23 protein-coding genes are annotated in these 19,977 nt (G+C 37.3%); 4 read left to right on the forward strand and 19 right to left on the reverse strand.

The window, feature by feature from the left end:
- Positions 1–82: 82 nt before the first annotated feature.
- Positions 83–667: a CBS domain-containing protein gene (locus tag ACZ5QH_RS04630; protein WP_303577109.1), complete on the forward strand. Its 585-nt coding sequence runs from the start codon at positions 83–85 to the stop codon at positions 665–667.
- Here ACZ5QH_RS04630 and ACZ5QH_RS04635 read toward each other — a convergent pair.
- The 5 genes from ACZ5QH_RS04635 to ACZ5QH_RS04655 all read right to left on the reverse strand — a co-directional run bounded on the left by ACZ5QH_RS04635 (position 661) and on the right by ACZ5QH_RS04655 (position 5,539).
- Complete coding sequence (locus ACZ5QH_RS04635; RefSeq protein WP_216076340.1) at positions 661–903, reverse strand: lysozyme inhibitor LprI family protein; 243 nt, start codon at positions 901–903, stop codon at positions 661–663. The two genes, ACZ5QH_RS04630 and ACZ5QH_RS04635, sit on opposite strands and share 7 nt — an antisense overlap.
- A 479-nt stretch (positions 904–1,382) precedes the next feature.
- On the reverse strand, positions 1,383–1,943 hold the full coding sequence (locus ACZ5QH_RS04640; RefSeq protein WP_303577110.1) for a TetR/AcrR family transcriptional regulator: 561 nt from the start codon (positions 1,941–1,943) through the stop codon (positions 1,383–1,385).
- A 29-nt stretch (positions 1,944–1,972) separates the two neighbouring features.
- Positions 1,973–2,881, reverse strand: coding sequence for an alpha/beta hydrolase family protein (locus ACZ5QH_RS04645; RefSeq protein WP_303577111.1), 909 nt, complete (start codon positions 2,879–2,881; stop codon positions 1,973–1,975).
- Between the two features lie 49 nt (positions 2,882–2,930).
- Positions 2,931–3,719: a crotonase/enoyl-CoA hydratase family protein gene (locus ACZ5QH_RS04650; protein ID WP_270382714.1), complete on the reverse strand. Its 789-nt coding sequence runs from the start codon at positions 3,717–3,719 to the stop codon at positions 2,931–2,933.
- Positions 3,720–3,988: 269 nt separating this feature from the next.
- Complete coding sequence (locus ACZ5QH_RS04655; RefSeq protein WP_303577112.1) at positions 3,989–5,539, reverse strand: hypothetical protein; 1,551 nt, start codon at positions 5,537–5,539, stop codon at positions 3,989–3,991.
- A 408-nt stretch (positions 5,540–5,947) separates the two neighbouring features.
- Here ACZ5QH_RS04655 and nfuA point away from each other — a divergent pair, with 408 nt between their 5' ends.
- Together nfuA and ACZ5QH_RS04665 are read left to right on the forward strand one after the other, a co-directional pair.
- Positions 5,948–6,586 (forward strand): Fe-S biogenesis protein NfuA, encoded by a 639-nt coding sequence (gene nfuA / locus ACZ5QH_RS04660; RefSeq protein ID WP_004819478.1) that lies wholly within the window; start codon positions 5,948–5,950, stop codon positions 6,584–6,586.
- Between the two features lie 298 nt (positions 6,587–6,884).
- Complete coding sequence (locus ACZ5QH_RS04665; RefSeq protein WP_303577113.1) at positions 6,885–8,918, forward strand: ligand-gated channel protein; 2,034 nt, start codon at positions 6,885–6,887, stop codon at positions 8,916–8,918.
- A gap of 47 nt (positions 8,919–8,965) precedes the next feature.
- Here ACZ5QH_RS04665 and ACZ5QH_RS04670 read toward each other — a convergent pair whose 3' ends face one another.
- Both ACZ5QH_RS04670 and ACZ5QH_RS04675 read right to left on the reverse strand, forming a co-directional pair.
- Positions 8,966–9,976 carry a hypothetical protein gene (locus tag ACZ5QH_RS04670; protein WP_303577114.1) on the reverse strand — a complete coding sequence of 337 codons (1,011 nt, stop codon included), beginning with the start codon at positions 9,974–9,976 and terminating at the stop codon, positions 8,966–8,968.
- Complete coding sequence (locus ACZ5QH_RS04675; protein WP_303577115.1) at positions 9,973–11,022, reverse strand: alpha/beta fold hydrolase; 1,050 nt, start codon at positions 11,020–11,022, stop codon at positions 9,973–9,975. The genes ACZ5QH_RS04670 and ACZ5QH_RS04675 overlap by 4 nt, the downstream gene beginning before the upstream one ends.
- A 323-nt stretch (positions 11,023–11,345) precedes the next feature.
- Between ACZ5QH_RS04675 and ACZ5QH_RS04680 the strand changes: the two genes are divergently transcribed.
- The gene (locus tag ACZ5QH_RS04680; protein WP_004722639.1) at positions 11,346–11,960 is read left to right on the forward strand and encodes a carbonic anhydrase; all 615 of its coding nucleotides are present in this window, start codon (positions 11,346–11,348) and stop codon (positions 11,958–11,960) included.
- A gap of 63 nt (positions 11,961–12,023) precedes the next feature.
- On the opposite strand, the gene ACZ5QH_RS04685 is transcribed toward ACZ5QH_RS04680, so the two are convergent.
- From ACZ5QH_RS04685 to ACZ5QH_RS04740, 12 genes are all read right to left on the reverse strand, one after another.
- Entirely contained in the window at positions 12,024–13,532 is a 1,509-nt protein-coding gene (locus ACZ5QH_RS04685; RefSeq protein WP_209826718.1) for a long-chain fatty acid transporter, read from the reverse strand.
- Between the two features lie 521 nt (positions 13,533–14,053).
- Positions 14,054–15,172 carry a Fic family protein gene (locus ACZ5QH_RS04690; RefSeq protein WP_303577116.1) on the reverse strand — a complete coding sequence of 373 codons (1,119 nt, stop codon included), beginning with the start codon at positions 15,170–15,172 and terminating at the stop codon, positions 14,054–14,056.
- 442 nt (positions 15,173–15,614) lie between these two features.
- Complete coding sequence (locus tag ACZ5QH_RS04695) at positions 15,615–15,800, reverse strand: helix-turn-helix transcriptional regulator (RefSeq protein ID WP_105713195.1); 186 nt, start codon at positions 15,798–15,800, stop codon at positions 15,615–15,617.
- Complete coding sequence (locus ACZ5QH_RS04700) at positions 15,801–16,112, reverse strand: DUF551 domain-containing protein (RefSeq protein ID WP_303577117.1); 312 nt, start codon at positions 16,110–16,112, stop codon at positions 15,801–15,803. It abuts the gene before it with no gap.
- Complete coding sequence (locus ACZ5QH_RS04705; RefSeq protein ID WP_303577118.1) at positions 16,109–16,405, reverse strand: hypothetical protein; 297 nt, start codon at positions 16,403–16,405, stop codon at positions 16,109–16,111. The genes ACZ5QH_RS04700 and ACZ5QH_RS04705 overlap by 4 nt, the downstream gene beginning before the upstream one ends.
- Positions 16,398–16,709, reverse strand: a complete 312-nt coding sequence (locus ACZ5QH_RS04710; protein ID WP_303577119.1) for a hypothetical protein — start codon at positions 16,707–16,709, stop codon at positions 16,398–16,400. The genes ACZ5QH_RS04705 and ACZ5QH_RS04710 overlap by 8 nt, the downstream gene beginning before the upstream one ends.
- Positions 16,709–17,035 carry a hypothetical protein gene (locus ACZ5QH_RS04715; RefSeq protein WP_303577120.1) on the reverse strand — a complete coding sequence of 109 codons (327 nt, stop codon included), beginning with the start codon at positions 17,033–17,035 and terminating at the stop codon, positions 16,709–16,711. Before ACZ5QH_RS04715 ends, ACZ5QH_RS04710 begins: the two co-directional genes overlap by 1 nt.
- The gene (locus ACZ5QH_RS04720; protein WP_303577121.1) at positions 17,035–17,304 is read right to left on the reverse strand and encodes a hypothetical protein; all 270 of its coding nucleotides are present in this window, start codon (positions 17,302–17,304) and stop codon (positions 17,035–17,037) included. Before ACZ5QH_RS04720 ends, ACZ5QH_RS04715 begins: the two co-directional genes overlap by 1 nt.
- Positions 17,304–17,750: a hypothetical protein gene (locus ACZ5QH_RS04725; protein ID WP_303577122.1), complete on the reverse strand. Its 447-nt coding sequence runs from the start codon at positions 17,748–17,750 to the stop codon at positions 17,304–17,306. The genes ACZ5QH_RS04720 and ACZ5QH_RS04725 overlap by 1 nt, the downstream gene beginning before the upstream one ends.
- 49 nt (positions 17,751–17,799) lie before the next feature.
- Positions 17,800–18,459 carry a hypothetical protein gene (locus ACZ5QH_RS04730; RefSeq protein ID WP_303577123.1) on the reverse strand — a complete coding sequence of 220 codons (660 nt, stop codon included), beginning with the start codon at positions 18,457–18,459 and terminating at the stop codon, positions 17,800–17,802.
- A complete protein-coding gene (locus tag ACZ5QH_RS04735) occupies positions 18,456–19,385 on the reverse strand; it encodes a hypothetical protein (RefSeq protein ID WP_303577124.1) in 930 nt (309 codons plus the stop codon). Before ACZ5QH_RS04735 ends, ACZ5QH_RS04730 begins: the two co-directional genes overlap by 4 nt.
- Before the next feature lie 161 nt (positions 19,386–19,546).
- Entirely contained in the window at positions 19,547–19,927 is a 381-nt protein-coding gene (locus tag ACZ5QH_RS04740) for a hypothetical protein (protein ID WP_303577125.1), read from the reverse strand.
- Positions 19,928–19,977 lie beyond the last annotated feature (50 nt).

Below are 19,977 nucleotides of genomic sequence, written 5' to 3' on the forward strand. Positions count from 1 at the left end.
TTAAAAAAACAATCAAAATACTCAGCTTTAAACTTAGCTCATGAGTCTGAACTGGGGCGTATTATATGCTTGAGATTACGCTATGTTGAAATTTATTCTGGTGCTATTATTTTTGATCACGCTATATGTGCTATGGCGATGGGTTGCTAAACAAAAAATTAATGCAGCTTTTGAAGAACAACGACAAGCATTATCTCAATTGGTTCAAAATCCTCAAGAAGAGCATGAACTGCCCGAAAAAACTAAGCTGATTAAACAGATGATTGCAGAAGAGCGACAAAAGGCGGGTTCAGCCCCAGTAAAAGAGGCAATAAGCACTACAGTTCAAGTAAAGCAGCCGACCGTACTTGAGGAGCAACATAGCCCCGCCAAGCCGGTCACTGATGAAGACCAACGTTTATTTGATGCAGCGGCGCAACTGTTTTTTGAACAAGCTTTACAGACCAAAGATTTTTCTCAAGCAGGGCATATTCAACATGATGTACTTAGTAAAATGCCAATGAATACCCAAAGTCAGATCGGTTCTTTTGATTTTGGCGAATGGTCTATTTTTTGGAGCTATCATGAACAATCACTTGAATACTATGTCGGACGTTATGGGGTGTTCTATGCGCATGTTGATCATCAAGGCATAGAACATAAAGCCGAATTTAAAGATCGTTATTGATTTTCAATTAGACTGCTTAACTCTTTTAGTCGAAATGTTGTGGAATTGATTTCACAATCTAAATGTGCAAATCCTGATGCCAATCCCAAAGCACCATAAGTAAGACTTCCCATGAGTTCATTACATTGAGCATCACGATAATTAAGCCAAGCTTTTTGTGATTTTTCTAGTAATAACTTGTTGTTATCATCGTATTGCAGATAAATGCGTTGATATAGCTCAGGGTCTGTTGGCATTTCATAAACGGCTTGCGTTGTAGGTTAAAATTGAGCAGGCAAGGCATGAAACGAAGAGAATAGCGAGACTATTTTCAAGTTTCATAACGGAGGCTGAGATAATTTTAGCCACAACCCTGAGCAAGAACAAAGCACTGCTTTGTTTGCAGCGCAAGGCGCAGCGGGGGACTAGCGTGTTTTTTGCCGCTACGTCGTTACGAACTATTCATTTAGAATGACTAAATTTCATATTTCGTGCCTAGTGCCGCCTAAAAAACACACGTAGTCGTAAACGTAGACGAATTGTCAACAGACCCTATTATTTTCGCTTTATCTGTTTTTAATTGCTGTTGCATACATTGATAAGCTTGTCGTTGATCTTGTTGATTGCATTGTGCATAAGCGGTATTGAATAGACTCACAAAAAGCAAAGCTAAAAAACTATATTTGATCTTTTTTATCATTTAATGTTCACCAAGAAATTGCAAATCAGTCAAGTATTATAGGGCGAGTTGTTGAGAAATTCGCGCTTTGACTTGATTTAAATAGAACAGGTCATTATTCAGTCGATACATTAAAATCGCACCCTCATAATCGGCCACACTTATTTTTGCCAAAATTTGTGCATCGGCTTGATCCATTTTTTGTTGAAATAATTGATACAAGGCATTTTGCCAATCTTGGAAAATTTCACGGATTTTTTCCAAGACTTCTAAAGAAATATGGCTTGCCTCTAAGGACAGTATCCCAACTAAACAGCCTTTTATTTCATAACTAAAAAAATGAACAGCTTTATCATGGATGATTTGAAATTGTTGACTTGCATCCACGACAGCAAAATCTTCGAGTTTAAACAAGGATTGATTTAAATAAAGATGAGTGTGCGCTAAGATCTGCATCAATAAGGCTTGTTTGTTGGGATAATAATAATAAAACGATGCTTTACTGAGTCCACATGCTTTTGCCAACATCTCCATACTTGTCCCTGCATAACCATGTGCTTTAAATTGCAAAGCACAGGTATTTAACATGTGTTCAGGCCTAAGTTTTTGTGGGCGCATAGATGACCTTGCTGCTTATGGAGTTAAAATTAATCGTGGATGAATGTCTCGAAAGTATTTAACATTTTATCCCAAATTGGCTCCGAACCTTGACGAAAATAGCCCATATGTCCAATCTGTTTTAAACCAAATTCATCTGCGGATATGTTGATAAAGTGCATGGGCGCATTTTTATAATGTTGCATAAAAGCATAACGAGAATTTGGCAATGCCCAATCATCATCTAAAGCGGCCACTGCATAAATCGGCGTTTTAATTTGGGCATATTGTTCATGCAAATTTTGTTGCTCAGGATCTGCAAAAAAGTAAGTGGGATTTTTGCACCATCTACGCCATTGTTGGTAAACCCCTTTAGGTAAATCTGCACCCATATTGAGTTTACTCCAAGGTAAGTAACCTGTAATCGCCACCATAGGTGGAAAGATAAAGTTCCAAATTACCTGAACTTTAATTTTTTCTTTCAATGGCATATAGCCATGCCAGCCAGCACCTGTGCCAAAACAATACATTGCACTTACCTTGTCGTGATTCGGTGTCAAGCCTAAAGCTTGTCCGCCGTAAGAATGTCCAACTAAAAATAGGGGCATATCTTGTTTAAAACTGTAGTCAATTGCACCTGCTAAATCTAATGTTCCCCAATCCAGATATGACATTTTAAAACCTTTTAATTGCCGTGGCGCAGATTTGGCCACGCCACGATAATCAAAAGTGAGTACTTGATAACCCAATTGTGCGGTATATTCAGAGAAGCGGCGATAAAATGCTTGTGGGACACCTGTTGCACTGGAGACAACTATAGTTGCTTTGAATGTATTGACTGGCGTGTAAAGTACGCCAGCCAATACATAACCATCCCGTGCCTTAAAGCTGATGGCTTGGCTGGTAAAACTATTGCCATTCAAGTGTTGGACTTCAGTTGAGTACTTTAAATTTTGCATGATTGTTCCCACAGTTATTAGATTATCGCCGTATATCACTATGATTGGTTTACTTGCCTTTAAACTGTGGTGCTCGACGTTCAATCATTGCTCTTACACCTTCTTGCGCATCTTCTGAGGCAAGTAAAGGGCTAAGTAGATTTTGTAGATTTGCAAATGCGACTTCAGGACTTTGTAAAAAGGCTTGATGTGCCGAATGCAGTGCCGCTTGGACGGCAAGTGGTGCAGCATTGGCAATACGTTCAGCCAGCTCTATGGCACGTGTTAACTGTTGGTTATCCTCAACAACCTCAGTGACTAAGTTCATTTCATAGGCTGTTTGTGCATAAAATAAATCACCAGTTAACACATATTTCATGGCTTTTGCCCAGCCAGCGGCTTGGACGAAACGTACTGTTGCACCACCAAACGGTAAGATACCGCGCTGTACTTCAATTTGGGTAAATTGAGTATTTTCATTGGCGACAACGATGTCAGAATTCAACATCAATTCAATACCAGCGGTATAACAATAGCCTTGTACTGCGGTTACCAATGGTTTAGTTCTTTGACGTCCAATAGTTCCCCAAGGATTCACAATATCATCGCTAAAATTAAAAACACCATCGGCTAATTTTGGTTGTAACTCAACCAAGTCCAATCCTGCGGTAAAATGATCGCCATGTGCAAAGACCACCGCACAGCGTAGTTCTGGATTATTTTCATATTCAGTTAAAGCCAGTGATAGGTCGTGAATCATATGACTATCAAAAGCATTGCGTTTATCTGCACGATCTAAGCCAATTAAAAAAATATGACCACGAATTTCACGACTGACTTTTCCTTGTAGATTTGACATTTGTTGTTCTCTCATTGGTTGTTTTATAGGTTTTTAAACGATCGTTAGAAAACTGTCAATCATTTTAGAATGACTGAACCGTTTACATTGGTATAGCATATTTAAGGCATTAAAGGATCGCTGCATTGTGTATGTTATTTGGCGCCATGGGGGAACGCTTATGCTTTTTATTATGAATTTAATAAGATTTAAAAATGTGCTCGTACACTTAAATGCCCAGCTAAATTTATCACTGGGCATTTAATTTAAAGAGATTTAAACCTGAAGAATTACTTTTTAAACTTGGTTAAAAGCTTTTGCATCGGTAATTTATCACTGGCATATCCATAAATTGCAGCAAAAGGTAAGGCTGTGCGAGCAAGATAGGCGACACGCCATAAACCACCATGATTTGCGCCTTCCATCATTAATTCTAATGGATGACCCATCTCAGTTTCTGGATTTGCAACAGACTTCGGATTTCTTAAGTCATGAATCCAAAGCGCTGCCATAATTGAATTGGTGGTTTCAGGGCGGAATGCTTCTACATCAAATAAACTTGCACCGTTAAACGCAGCTTTAAGCAACGGATTCTTGGTGACCGAATGTGTCGTCGTGGATGGTGCAATATTGATACTGACATGTTGCCCTTGATGTCGTGCTAAAGTTGCACGCCACTGTTGGATACGTTTTGCCAATGCATAATTAGGGCCTTGTTCAACCACCAGACAATCAGCAATCCCATAGAATTTACCATTGTCAGAGCGAATCAATTGTTGATCATGGTGCTTAAAGAATTGCTTTAAGGAAAGGGTTGCAATCCCTTTGCTGAGTACAGTTTCAAATTTTGATCTATGTTTGAACTTTGTGTTTGAACCTTCAATCACTTCTTCAGGTACTGCATAAACATCTGTAGGCGTACACATATACATCAGTGATGAATCATTCTTGTGTTCACTAACATGGCTCATGATCGTGTCCATTGCCATCGACACACGCACATGTTTTTCACCATCCAAATAAGCAATTGAGGCCAAATCTAACTTGTGTGGATTATCACAAAGCCATTGTGTAATTTCTGGAATTTGGGTCAGTAAATTTGCACCAAGTTTGCTTTTTAATTCGTCAATATCATGGGTGTTGAGGATTTTTTGAAAACTAGGTGCATACAATGTGGCATTGCCATTTTCAATGACTTTAAGAATTCTCTCCCAAACGCGTTCATTGGGTAGATCAACGGCAACAATATTGGCTTTCCATTTCGATAACCATGTTAATGGGCCTGCCTCTGAAGCTGCGCCAAATAAAACTAAGGTACGATCCGATAAATCAAACCATTCGGGATGAGCAATCACTTCTCTGAGCGCATCTGCATGGCTGGCTTCAATAATGCCAGTATCTTGCCACTTTTGAATTTGCTGATATAGCGCTTCGCCTTGTAGTTTTTGCCCGTGATAGGGTACAAACCATTCAACGTCATCATTTGAATGACCTTTAAAACTAACACTTTGAATCTTGTCTAGTACTGGAACTGTACCAATATCTTTTAAAGAATAGCGTTGCCCATCTCTAAAGAAATCAAAGCTGTGTTGGGCTTTGTGCAAGCCTTGTTTGGCAATAGTGATGGCGTTATGACTTGAACGAATCCCATGTTCGACCAATGCCTTAAAATAAACTGGATAATTTTTACGCCAGTTTTTTTCATCTAAAGCTTGCTGTGCGCTGAGATGATCCACCAAGGAAAGTGCTTCCGCAATGATTTCTTTACCGACTTGCGAGCTGCTACTTTTTTGAGTCTTTGGATGAACTGGAAACTGTAAACCGTCAATTGAACTGGACATGCAAAATATCTCGTTTTATTTCATCATTAATATACAGATGTATACATTATCCATGCCATATTCAATATTTGGGTGGCATTTTCTGACAAAATTTAGATAAATTGGTCGTATAAATTGAATAAATTAGTGCTAAAAATGTCTTAAATTAAGCTTAGTATTTCATTTATAAAAAGTTTCATTGGTGTCATTTTGTGCGTTTTAAAGCGCGATTTGTTGATAGGCTAAAATGCAGTAAATATCAATTTGTGTATGATTTATATTCATTTATTACGCGAATATTTTATGTTGAAATTTGCGTAGATTATATTTTTTACATCTTTTTAAGTTAATTCCGACAATTTTAGTTGATTTTCACTCATTCAGCCTCATCTTCAGTTAAAATACCGACTTCAGCTTGAGGATAGAGTTATGTCGACTGAGAACACCAATACTGCGGTTGCAGAAGAAATTCCAAATTTATTGATTACTCCCAATGCGCAAGAGTATTTAAAAGATCTTTTGGAGAAGCAAAATACTCCAGGAATTGGCGTTCGTGTATTTGTTGAAAATCCAGGTACTCCACGTGCTGAATGTTGTATGGCATACAGTGCACCTGATGAAATTGCTCCAACAGATTACAAACAAGATTATCCTGATTTTCCAGCATTTATTGATACACCGTCGATTCCATATTTGAAAGATGCTGTAATTGATTACAACAAAGACCGTTTTGGTGGACAGCTTACTTTCCGTGCACCTAACTCGAAAGTACCACGTGTTGGTCCAGATGCGTCTATGGAAGAACGAATTACTTATATTCTTCAGGCAGAGATCAATCCTGGATTGGCAGGGCATGGCGGAAACTGTGCACTGGTAGAAGTGGTCGAAGATGAAGAACATGGTTTAACTGCGGTATTAAAATTCGGTGGTGGTTGTCAAGGCTGTTCTGCAATTGATGTAACGTTAAAACAAGGTGTAGAAACTACACTTAAAGAGCATATTCCTGAACTCGGACGCGTGGTCGATCAGACTGACCATAGTCAAGCAGAAGGTGCTTACTTCAAATAATCTGTATATCAATGTAGATATTTGACTGTTCTTTAAAACCTCCGAATTTCGGAGGTTTTTTTATGGATATCGTATAGCTAAACGTAAATTTTATATTTTAAATCTTAATAAACTTAAGTGAAGCTTAAAAAATAGAATAAAAACTTAAAGATAGGCCTAAAAATGACTAAATATTAAACGAATGGTTAATAAAAATGAGAATAATTCTTAATATTGTTTATAATGCTGTGGTGTTTTTATTACACATTGTATCTAAATCTTCATTGTCTATTCATTCTTAGCCTCTTTGGAATACCTTATGTCAACTAACCGTATCATCCAATCTGCGTTATCTCTCTCCATTATCACCGTTATGATGGGAACTGCCTATGCCGCAGAATCACCAGAAAACTCGAATAAAACCAATCCACAGTCTACAGAGTCAACCAAATTAGAGACGATTGTTGTCACTGCAAGTGGCTTTGAGCAAGAGGTGAAACAAGCAGCAGCATCTATTTCAGTTTTAACGCAAGAAGACATTAATAAAAAAGCATATAGAGATATAACGGATGCACTTAAAGATGTTCCTGGTGTCGTCGTCACAGGTGGTGGAAGTTCAAGTGATATTAGTATCCGTGGTATGGGAAGTGCTTATACAGTTTTTTTGATTGATGGCAAGAAGGTGAATACACGTTCAGTTCGACCAAATAGTGATAACTCGGGTATTGAGCAAGGTTGGATGCCAAGTATTGAAAGTATTGAACGCATCGAAGTGATCCGTGGTCCGATGTCAGGCTTATATGGTTCAGATGCCATGGGCGGTGTGATTAATATTATTACTAAAAAAGTTGCAGATACTTGGACAAGCTCGGTTAAATTGGATACGACACTACAAGAAAATAGAGATTCTGGGGATATCCATCAAGCAAACTTATATGTTTCTGGGCCTTTAATCCGTAATTTACTTGGCTTAAAGGCGAATGGAACATTCTCGCAACGCAATGAAGATGACATTATTGGTGGCTATAATAAGCAACGTATACGTGCAGGTGGCGCAACACTGAGCTTGACGCCAAGTTCTGAACATACCATTGATTTAGAATATCAGCGATCTATTCAAAACCGTGATCAAACGGTAGGTAAAACAATCGCCAATGTACCAGGGCGCAATGGTAAGCTCCCAACAGACTCATATACAGATTATTATCGTACCGAATATAGTTTGACTCATCGTGGTGAAATTGGCGATTTAAAGACACATTCTTATATTCAACGTGAGGAAAATGAAAATCCATCCCGTAGTATGGAAGCAATTAATACAACGTTTAATACTTTAAACCAAATCAATTTGGGTTCTCATGCTTTGAGCTTCGGGGGAAGTTATTTAAAAGAAGAGCTTGAGGATTTTGGCAATCAGTTAGTTGTTGGTGGCTCAAAATTAACCAACTTAGATCGCTATAGCTGGGCATTATTTGCTGAGGATGCGTGGAATATTGTAGAGCCATTCACGGTAACGGCTTCATTACGCTATGACAAAGATGAAAAATTTGGTGATCATTTTAGCCCGAAAGTCTATGGCGTTTGGACCTTGAATGATAACTGGATTGTTAAAGGTGGGGTATCAACAGGTTATAAAACTCCGGCATTACGTGCCACTGTTGCAGGGTGGGGACAGGCAACAGGTGGTGGCCAGTCAAATGGTATGATTGTCGGTAATCCAGATTTAAAACCCGAAACAAGTATCAATTATGAAGCATCGATTAACTGGGATAATAATGACAATTTAGATGCTGGTTTTACCGTATTTAATAGTGAGTTTAAAGATAAAATTACTGAAATTCGCACCTGTCAGAAGCCTTCTGGAAGTGCTGAATGTCCTTGGTTAGGTCAAAATTTTGATTTTGTCAGTCAACGTATCAATGTCGATAAAGCAAATATGCGTGGTATAGAGGCGACTCTGGGTTGGGCAATCACACCAGATGTTCGTTGGGCAACAAATTATACATTTACGGATACTGAACAAAAGAGCGGTGCATTTAAAGGTAAGCCATTAAATGAAATGCCGAAACATATGTTTAATACCACATTCGATTGGCAAACAAATGATCAAGTTGGAATGTGGAGCCGTTTAAATGTAAGAAGTAAAACTTCTGACTATTTAAGCCGTACGTCGATGGGGAAAGGAAGACCAGCGTATGCAATGATTGATGTTGGTCTAAACTATAAACCTTCCAATGTGTTACAGTTCAATGCTGGTATTTATAACTTATTTGATAAAAGTATAGATACAGCGACTTATAATTATGTATTGGATGGCCGCCGTTACAATTTGGGTTTAATTTATAAGTTCTAAAACTTAATTAAATTGCATTAAATCTGTTTAGTCATGAAAAAGGCGCTTTATGCGCCTTTTTCAATATTGAGAATCTTTAAAGTGTCATCTGAATAATAAAATTTTTCCAGATAAATCCGTGCACGGTTTTTTAAGTGTTGAGAAGCAACCATTTGTTGAATAACAGGTTCAAGTAACTGTTGTAATTCATTTTGAATCAATGCTTCATCAATATTGATATCACTTAAAATTAAATCAAAAGGGCGTTCTTCATTACGCACATACCAAGTCAGTACACCATCATGTACTTGTTTCTTTAAATAATCTGTTTGGCGAATATGTTCCCATATTTCATGACCCATACCTACAGTTTTAGGTAGGTCGTTAATTTCAACATAATTATGCAACACAGCAATCGGTATTTTTTTAATTTTATGCCATAAATTGGCTTGAAAATGATAAAGCTTATTGTCATCAAACTGTTGGTTAATGACTTGTTCACTCAATTGACTAATTTTAATAATATTTTTTTGCAGATAATGCTTAACTGTATCATCTAAATTCGTGTCGGTAACCGATTCTAAAACTGATTTTCCCATTTTCATAAAACGTCCCACACCGGGGACTTTTTTATTCATGACCGAATTATCAATATAGTCTTGAATAGAGTGATGGATCAATTGGGTTAACATGCTTGAAAAGGCTGGATTATTGACAACACGTTTGATCAAAGCTTGACGATGACCCGATTTACTTGCGACATATTGGGCGATTTTATCAATCGTGGTAACTGGAATAATATCTTCAATTAACGTTTCATCATTACTTGGATGAATTAAAGCAAAACGAATATGTTCAGCGATTTGCTCAATGAGAAAGTTGTTTGCAGGTGTTGCTAAAATTTGCTTTGACAATAAATCATGAATTTGTGCAAAAGACCAAATTTGTTTTAACGGCTGTTTTCTAAACCAGTGATAAAATTCAGTAAACTCAACTTTAATCGTATCAGCCTGTGAAAATTCTTGATCTAAAAAGCCAAGTTGGGCTTCGATCAATTGTTCAATAAGTTGATTTTTCATTTTTTGAACTCAATTTGTCCATGTGTTTGATCAGACAATGGGTTTTGCAAAGGTTGTACTTTGTTTAAAAAGCTTAAATAGTAATCCGCAACTCGTTCAGGTGCTTCAAGTAATGGCATGTGCCCAACACGTTGTAGAATAATTGGTGTTTCAGGGCGTTTTAATACCGATTTTAATTCATTTGCAACATCCGCATTTACAATCTGATCTTGTTCTCCCCAAAGGATCAGGGTGGGTGCTTCAATGTTTTTTAACATCGTGGTAAAAGTTGAAGGGGTATAGAGTCGATTGAGTGCATCAATTTGATTGATGATTTTGGCTGTGTCTTGAGATTTAGCAATGAATAATTTTTCTTGTTCATCTTTAATCACACGGGCAGTAAAAGGCGGATTAAACATCACCTTTTTCATCACAAAATCTAAATCACCTTTTTGTGTGATTAATAATTGTTTGAGATAGATCGGATTTCTTAAGTAATTGGTATTTGTTGATTTAAAAATACCCCCAGTGCTCATTAGAAATAAGCTTTTCGTATCAAATGGATATTGTGAGGCATAAAACATTGCGATGGTTCCACCCAATGAATGCCCTGCAATATTTAAATTATCTTGGATATGTGCAGCTTCAATAAAGCGTCTAAGTTGTTCAGTTACATTGGGTACAGATAAATCAAAATTGGCTGGAACCTGGGTACTTCCTGCTGAAGGCAAGTCTGGAATAATCACATGGTAATATGGGGTCAATGACTGCGCAATATCATTCCATGTATCACGGCTGCTGGCTAAACCATGAATCAGTAAAACAGTTGGCTTATCTTTAGAGCCACCTTCACTATAAGACCAAATAACATCACCCACACGCAATGTTTTAGACGTTAATCCTGCCCAAGCACGTTCTTCTTGTACAATTTTTAAATAATCCACATATTCTGGTGTGGCAGCAGTTGTATTGTTAAGACTACCTAAAAACAATACACCGATCGCAGTCAAACTTAACAATATGCTGTTTAAAAAATGAAGAATTTTTTTATGGGCCAGTTCAGACATGCAGAGGGTTCCGAGTAAAAGACTAGGCATTATATAAAGTAAAAATATTATTCATGATCATAATTTTTTCAACATTTGCCGATAAAGTCTTATTTGTAAGTTTTTTGCCATAGTTTCAGGGTTCAACTCAACTAATATAGAGATTATTTTGTATTTTAGTTAAACAATTTTAATTAAACTGTGAATTATATCTATGTATTTTTAAAAATTAGGCCCTTAACCGCTCCATAACAAAAATTGTAACAGAGTTTATTTTTAGTCAGTGACTTTCACATTTTGCGGCATTAAAATAATCACACTCTCCACACAATGGAACAAAGGACATGCTAACTGCTCAAGAAGCTTTAGAACGATTAAAACAGGGTAATGAACGTTTTGCACATGGTGAAACCAATCTGACTAAATTTTTGACGCATCAGCAACGATCTGAAATGATGGACAGCCAAGAGCCATTTGCCATTATTTTAGGTTGTTCAGACTCTCGTGTTCCAGCAGAAATGGTTTTTGACCAAGGTTTCGGTGATTTATTTGTGATTCGTGTTGCAGGTAATATTGTTGCGCCGTCGCAAGTGGGCAGTGTGGAATTTGCCGCAGATAGTTTTGGCTGTCCCTTGGTTGTCGTTTTAGGGCATAGCCATTGTGGTGCGATTCATTCAACGATTGAAGCGTTGAAGAACCCGAATACACCACCTTCTGCAAATCTTATGTCAATTGTAAACCGTGTTCGTCCTTCAGTTGAAATTTTAATGCAAACTGAGTTGAAAGATGACTTAGAAAAGCTATCAATGCATGCAGTAAAATCAAATGTTTTTGCTTCAGTTAATCAATTACGCCATGGTTCAGCCGTATTAGAAAACTTAATTGCCAAAGGTAAATTAAAAGTTGTTGGTGCTGAATATTCTTTGGAAACGGGCGAAGTTTCTTTTTATGATTTTTAATGTTTGAAATTGTCATCATAAAAAATCCCACTTAAAGTGGGATTTTTTTATTGGTATAGACTCTTAGAATCTATAACCAATTTTTAAACCATAAGCGATTGCATTGTTATCTTTAAACTCTGCAACATAAGTATCGCCACCTGATTGAGCACCTGTTTGTGCTTTTGCATCACCCAACCAGAAGTATTTAACACCACCAGCGATGAATGTTGCAGGCGTAGGGCTATATTGAACACCTAAGCCCACATTCCAATAACCTTCTGTAGGGCCTAAAGTTGAAACAGGGTTACCCGCACCAGAGTCCCAGCCTACTGCAACAGTTCCTGACCATAGGTCATTGATTTTACGACCAACACCCGCCGTCACTGTATATTGATCATCAGAATATTCAACTAAGTTAAAACCATTTGGACGGTTAACTAGACCACCGATTGCTTGAGAAACTTTACCAAATTTTAACGGTTGGATTGAGAAGTCTTTCCAATTTACCCAACGTAAGTTTGCAAAAGCAATGGTATTTGCCATGATCCCCGTTTGTAAATCGATGTTAACAGACTGTGGCGTTGTAATTGTCGTTTTACCGTTGGCAGCAGCAATTGCTTTTGCCGCAGCAGTACCAGTATCACCAAGTAATGCTAATGCACCAAGTGTAGGAATCGATTCATTGATATTTACATCATGATCAATTTCAGAACGATAAGTTACCGATGCTTTTAATGCAATATCTGGAATCTGATATGCAGCACCCGCTAACCAACCCACGCCGCCAGTTTCTTTGATATTTGCATCATAGCCATTATATAAGCTATATGCTTGACCACGCAGGCTCACATTCCCTTTAATGGTTTGGTAAACACCACCACCATAGAAGTTTAAGTTAGCAATAGGTTGAAAACCAAAAATCATTGAAATATTTTGGGTATCTACTTTAACTTTGGTGTTGCCCTTACCGAGTGTACTATTCGCTCCTGCAATACCTTGATCAATTCTGCCTGTAACAACATTTTTTACCGCAGCATCAATACCTGCTTTATATGTAGCGTCAGTACCATATCTAGTCAATGAGTCTCGAAGTGCCTGTTGACCATTTGCCGTGGTTAAGTCAACACCTTGAGCTTGCAGGAATCCACCAACGCGTTGTTGTGCAGTCATTGCATTAAATGTGGAGTCAATCGTACTGTTGCGCAGAGCGGTTAATCGATCTAGAGGCAATACAGTATCGTGATCAGATGAAACGAAAGCATTTTCACCAGAATATGCAGCATCTGCACCAAATGGTTTGTCATATAAAAGACCAAATGAAACTTGATCTGTTAGTTGTAATTTAATCGCTGCTGATGGAAAGTAATAATCATCTCCCATATCATTGATTTCACGATATGGTTTAGGCGTATCTCCCGCTTCTCGACCTTCAACAGTTGGGTCTAAAACTGAAATACCAGCTTCAAAATAATTATTAGGTTGAAGGAATGCCGAAATAGATTGGCCTGAGCGATCCATTGCTGCGGCAAAAACACCAGTCATTGGCAAACTTGCAGCAATTATCGCGATTGATAAATGTTTTAATTTCATTTTAATTTTTCCCTAATATAATAAAATGAATACTTTGAAGTACTTAAGTTTTGAATGAGAAATAATTTTGATACTTAAATATACAACTCAAAGTTACTTCTATTTACAAAATAACATATAAAAAATAAGAGTAAATACTCTAGGGTGTGAATTAGTGAAAAAAAAATGAACTATGTAGTTTAGTTTGCAGAGAGAGAATGTAGAAAAAAATATAAAGATGAGATTATTTATAGAGATATTGAAAAAAGTTAAACTGAAAATAATAATATATAGATATTTTGGGACTTGATGGGCTGCGTAAAAATATAACCAGATGGTCAAAACAAAGCTGAGTTTATTCGGCAATAGAAGTGGCTCAATATTACATCTTTGTAAAGAGAGAAATTCAATTTTTATTCTTGTTCAATTGTGCGCCCTGTGTGACTTGAATTATTGATTTATATGTTTGAAAAATAATGAAAATATTTGTATTTTAAATTGATTGTAGTGCAAATTAAATCTTAAAAATAAAGGTACTGTTTTTATAATAGGATATTGATTTGATAGCGAGTATTGCGTCCACCACCTTCCAATTTGATTATACATCCTTTTTCTAACAGGTCAGATAAATGTCGAGTAGCTGTTGCTTTACTGACTTTAGCAACCTTTTGATATTGCGAGGCACTGATACCATGTTCAAAGCCATTTTCACCACCATCTAATAAGCGATTCAATATCTTGCGTTGTCCTTCATGAAGATCTAAATTTGAATATTTATACCAAAACTGACGCTTAAATACCGTTCGATTGATTTGCTTTAATGTTGTTTCAAGGCTGTCATTTAAGGTATCTAAAAACCAAACAAGCCAATCTGTGATATTGGAATCATTTTTTTGGCTTTGTTCTAAGATTTCATAGTAACTTTTGCGTTTGTTTAAAATAGCAGGGGACATCGCATACAAGCGAATACTCTGCTTATCCATTTGTGCTAGGGCCAGGTCTGTTAGTGTACGGGTAATACGCCCGTTACCATCATCAAAAGGATGCAGTGTGATAAACCATAAGTGAGCAATACCCGCACGGAGTAGGGGATCAAGCAAAGTATTGGCTAAGCTATTATTAAACCAAGTTATAAAGGCGTCTAAACGTTCTTCTAGTCCATCTCTAGGTGGTGCTTCAAAATGAACTGTTGGATAATCCAATCGACCAGAAACAACCTGCATCGGTTCTAAGCCTCTGAGTTGACCAATGCGTAAGCGCTGCATCGTCCAATCAGGCTCATTAAAAAGCCATTGGTGCCATTGCATAAGGCGTTCAACAGTAAGTGGTTGCTCCACATTGTTTAGTGCATCTAGAATGATATTGGCCAAACCTTCAGATTTGTCCGAACTTGGATAAGGTTGGTTAAGCGTAACGCCCAAACGACGTGCAAGTGAGGAACGTAATGAGTACACATTTAAGGTCTCATTTTCGATTGCTGAGGATGCAATAAGATTGGCAAGTAGAGTGTCTAATGTGAATTGTTGTTTGGCTAAATCATGTTGACTTTGTCCAAGTAGAATTCCAATTTTTTGATGAATCTGTCTGGTTTTGGGTAAGATGATTTCATCTTCCCATGTGAAGTTTGTCCAGTTGTTGGTTTGCCAAATCCACTCTTGCATCTTAAACCTCCACTTAGAACTTTTCCAAGATGAGCTAAATATAGCATATATTCGGCTCACTGTATGAGTTGAATAAGCTGTTTAATTAGCTTGCTTATATCGATCTAGATCCATAACTATAATTTTATATACTTGGTTTTTTCTAATACATGAGTGCAAGTTGCCTAATTTTTAGCTTTAATCATCAGTATTAGACATGATTAAAATTACCGTTCGAAAACTTTTAAAATTTTGTAAGACTTACTTTTTATTGTTTTAATTTTGGTAAAGAGAAATTCACTTTTTATTCTTCTTCAATTGTGCGCCCTGCGGGAATCGAAGATATATATTAATACATTGATTTATATAATTATAATAATTGCGCATAAATATAATACCGTTATATATACCGCTAAAATATAAAGTGCCAATAAAACTTAAGCCTCTATATAGAGGCTTTTAATTAAGTGTAATGTTGTTTAATCCAGTCGTCAATTTCTTCTTCTTTCCACCGCGCTAACTGTCTTTTACCTTGTCCAAACAATTTAGAAGCAGGGAAGTAGCCTGACTTAATCCAGTTATATATAGTTGGCTTAGACAAACTGGTTTTTTGTTCAACTTGTTTAATATCTAAAAGCCGTATTGTCATTCAACCTTCCTCCTTTTCTTCTTTCGGTGGCTTCGGTAGTGGCATCCAGTGAGTTACCTTTTCATCAATGAAGTAACTTGAATACTCATCACCAATGTAAGCAGTATTTGCGTACCAACCTTCTTTTACATATCCGCAATTTCTATCTTCGTCATAGTCATACCAATCATCATCACCATGATGTTCTTCACTAAATTGTGGGATAAAGTTAGCCACCATTTGATTTTGGTTTTTTACAGGGTTTTCATCAATTAAAACCAAAACATTTCTTAAAGGTTCTGGCATTTGATCTTTAACACTTATCCAATTCACGCCACTTCTCCCAAACTCTTAACCACAGTTTCAGGTAGATTGACTACTACAGAAGCATGGTTTTTTAGATATTCTGAAATTTCCTTATATGCAGATATAGCACCAAGCATAAACTTGATAGTTGAATGATCTTCAGTGTAATTAGGATTATCATCCATGATTTCTTTCATTGTCTGCTCATGACGTTGCAATCTTTGTTCAATAACTTCCTGAGCAGAATTTCTTGAAAGAATTCGATCAATTGTTGTATTTAGGAACTTAATCTCTTGTTCTAGTTTTTCAATTTCAGTCATGACTTTGCTCCTGTGCCTCGATCATTGCTTGCTTAACAAAAGCGTCGTAAAGGCTATATGGTAAAAAAGCATCACCTTCATGTTCTTTTGCCACAGCCATAACCATTGTTTCAGTTGGTTTAATTGGCATTAATACAAACCCTTCAGGGATGGCTTGTTTTTTGGCAGCCAGCCACACTTTCCATGCAAAGTTAAGTTGATTATTTTCATAAACAACACCATAAGCCTTATGGAATGTAGCCCAGCCTCCAGATTGCTTGAACGCTTCTTTTTCAAACTCTTCTCTTTCTTTATTAATTTCCATCACGCCACCTTCATATCTTTAAAATGCTTGCATACATTTTGGATAATTTTAAAAAGCCATTTTTCTTCACGTTGAGTTGTATGCCTTGATGTGGCTGTAAAAACTTGAACCAAGTGCTCAAGACAACCGCGCTCAATCCAAAGATCAATAAAATAGTCTTCTATACGATCAAACCCACAACTGCCACGGTACCCAGTCCAGGCGCAATCCCAACAACGTATCGTTACTTGAAATGCCTGCTTCCCATACCAGACTATGAATACATCAATTGGGTCTACACCATTGCTAGCAGGAATGTGGTGAGTACGAACTTCTTGCACTTCCATCAAACTTCACCTCGCATTTTCTTAAGCTCTTTAATCACGTTTGAGGTTGCATGATTTAATGCTTTCTCTGCGTCCGAAGTGCTTAAATTATTTGTATACAAACCCATTGCCAGCCACATTGAACAGAAGGTGAACTCTTTTACTGATTCACGACCTTGTTTTTCTAAGACTTCGACAACCGGTGAAACAGCATGTAAAAATACATTTTGAGCAATCACACCCGGTGTTGTGTCGATATCAATGTCTTGAATTTTGATTTGTTTTTCCATCACGCCACCTTCCATTCGCCATTGCACCAAGCGTCTTCAAATTCATCATCAAGAGTTTTTTTCTTAAGTGTGATTGCATGAATTTTTACATCTTTCCAATTCATATTATTTGCAGCCCAATCACGTATTTCAGAGTAATCATCAAACAATGGCAGAGTGTCCTGAAGAAGACTTTCTGTCACATCATTATTGAATTCATCTTTGTAATTCTCAGCACGGTTACGAGCAATGATTTCAATTGGAATACCGTATGTAAGGCCATCTGGCATATCAATCAGAAGGTGCTTTTTAAACAATTCATGCTCAACCGACTTGAAGCAGTCATGGCAACCATTTTCACCTGGATAATCTTCTTCAAATAATTCAACCGCATGATCTTCATTATTTGCTTCATAAACTATGCTTCTATAACCGCCGATACCGAAAGTAACTTTGTATTTTTCCATCACAACCACCACGCCATTTGCCAAAGTTGAAAGTAAAGTTTTAGGAGGGTCATGCTGTTAATCTCCCTCGTTTGCGTTCTGCATAAAGCTTTTCGTAATAAGCTTGGCAGAAGGGAATTTTGTTTTTGAACTTCTGAATTATTGATTCATCACGCTCAATGACTACAGTTGTTAAGCGTTCACGAATATCAATTTCAGCAACCAAATTTATTAATTGTTCTTGATCTTCATAAGGTTTCAATAATTCTTCAGGGCAAGGTAACAACCAGAAATCAATATCTGCACGCTCACACTCGTAAAGCCACATGTAGGCTTGCATCTGAATGTCATAACCAGCTTTGATTACTTTGTCTTGGGCTTCATCTTGAAAGAATGGGTGAGTACCAATATCCCACGAACATTTTGTGTCTATAATCAATTTATCCTTAATATCAAGCACATCACATTCACCAGTGATCAAGTCATTATCGACTCGACCAACATGTTTTTGATAAGCACGAAACCGCATCTTTCCTGACAACTCAATTGCCATTTCTTCAAGCCAATTGCCTTTTTCCGTGTATTGGTTGCCTGTAAACGATTTAAAAGTGAATAAATCCTCTTTAACAATCGATCGGATTTCAGTTTTAGCTGTATCAGAAAGGTTTTCACCTTTCTTTTTAGGTTCACCGATTAGCTTGTGAAGGCCTGAAGCACGGAATAGTTTCATCCTTGATCCTCCACAGCGAATTTTTGAGCATCTGTTAAATCAAAACCATCTAAAAGGTATGATTTTTCGATCGCGTTTAAAGCTAACTGCTCTAAAGCATCGTCAAAAGCCTTGTCATCAAGTTTAGGCTTTGCTACTGACTGTTCTGATTTTTCAGCACTTGCATTCTTGAACCAGTCTTTTGGTGAGCTAATACCATCGCGCAAACTTGTGAAAATTTTACGTAAGGAAACAACGTTAGCAGGGGTGATGGCATCAACTCGACGTTGAATAAATCCCTCAATGTCTGCCTTAGTGACATTAAACTGCTCAAAAGCAACAACTAATTTTTGAACACCTTCTGGTGATGTGTCTGCTGAGGCGTGAATGGTTTTTTCGCATTGATCAACTGCTGCATCTACAACATCACCCGGTATCACCCCAAGGATGCAAGCACGTAAACGACGAGCGCCATTGTTTGCAACAAGTTCATAAATATCGCGTGGGTCTTCTAATTTTTTAGATCCATTTCGCGTATAGCGTTTATGAGGCACTTGGAAAACTTTAGTTTGTCGTGTATTTGTCTCAACATCCCAAGCAAAAGCCTCGACTGTTGATTCACCATTTTCAGAAGATAACTCACGAATGCCGTATTGAATATTTCCCCAATTTTGAGCCAACATTTCAGCAAGGCGAATTGAAGGGCCTGAAATTGAAGATCCACCACGGGCATATGAATAAACTGCTGATTGAGCTAAACCCGGTCTTTGACATGCGTTCATTACACGGTCATAAGCTTCAATTGGGTTACGTGGAAATTGTTTAGCAATTACTAATGCTGCTTGAACTTCCGCTACAGAGCGCTGAACATCTGATTGAACCGTTGATACAGAGCTGTTTTGTGGTGCTGTAGGCAGAAACGGATTTGTATTTACTGGTGCATTCATCTTCTTCTCCTAATTCCCAATTTTCTTGAAACAACCGCATGTACAAAGGAAAAACACACCATCATTTAGTAATGAATCTTTCTTCTTACTGACTGATTTTCCGCAGCCTTCACAAATGATGTAATCGACATATAGAACCATGATGCACTCCTAGTGACCGCTTAAAGGCGATCACGTAATTCTGATTCAAGTTGATTGGCTAAGATGCTTACATCCGATTGATCTAAATAATAATTTTCAGTTTGACCATCTTCGTTAAACACAGTGATTTCTTTGATTTGATTTAATTCAGCATCACGACCTGAAATGAATCCGTTGCCATCTTTGAAATAACGTGCATCAAATTCGATTTCTAAAGTGAACTCATGGTTTGCTGTATGAACAACAGCATTTGATTCTGAGATTTCATCAACAACGAAAGGGGCAGTAATGACTTGTTGTTTTGGTTGCGTTGGATCTAAAACAAAAGCTGAGACTAATAAGGCGATAGCCCCTGTGCCTACTAGCATGTTTGACTTGATCTCGTTTAGCTTTGCATTCATACTTATCTCACTCTTTGAGTAAAAGCCCTTTGATGTCGAGTCGTGAGGGC

It is taken from the genome of Acinetobacter sp. Ac8 (assembly GCF_055392545.1).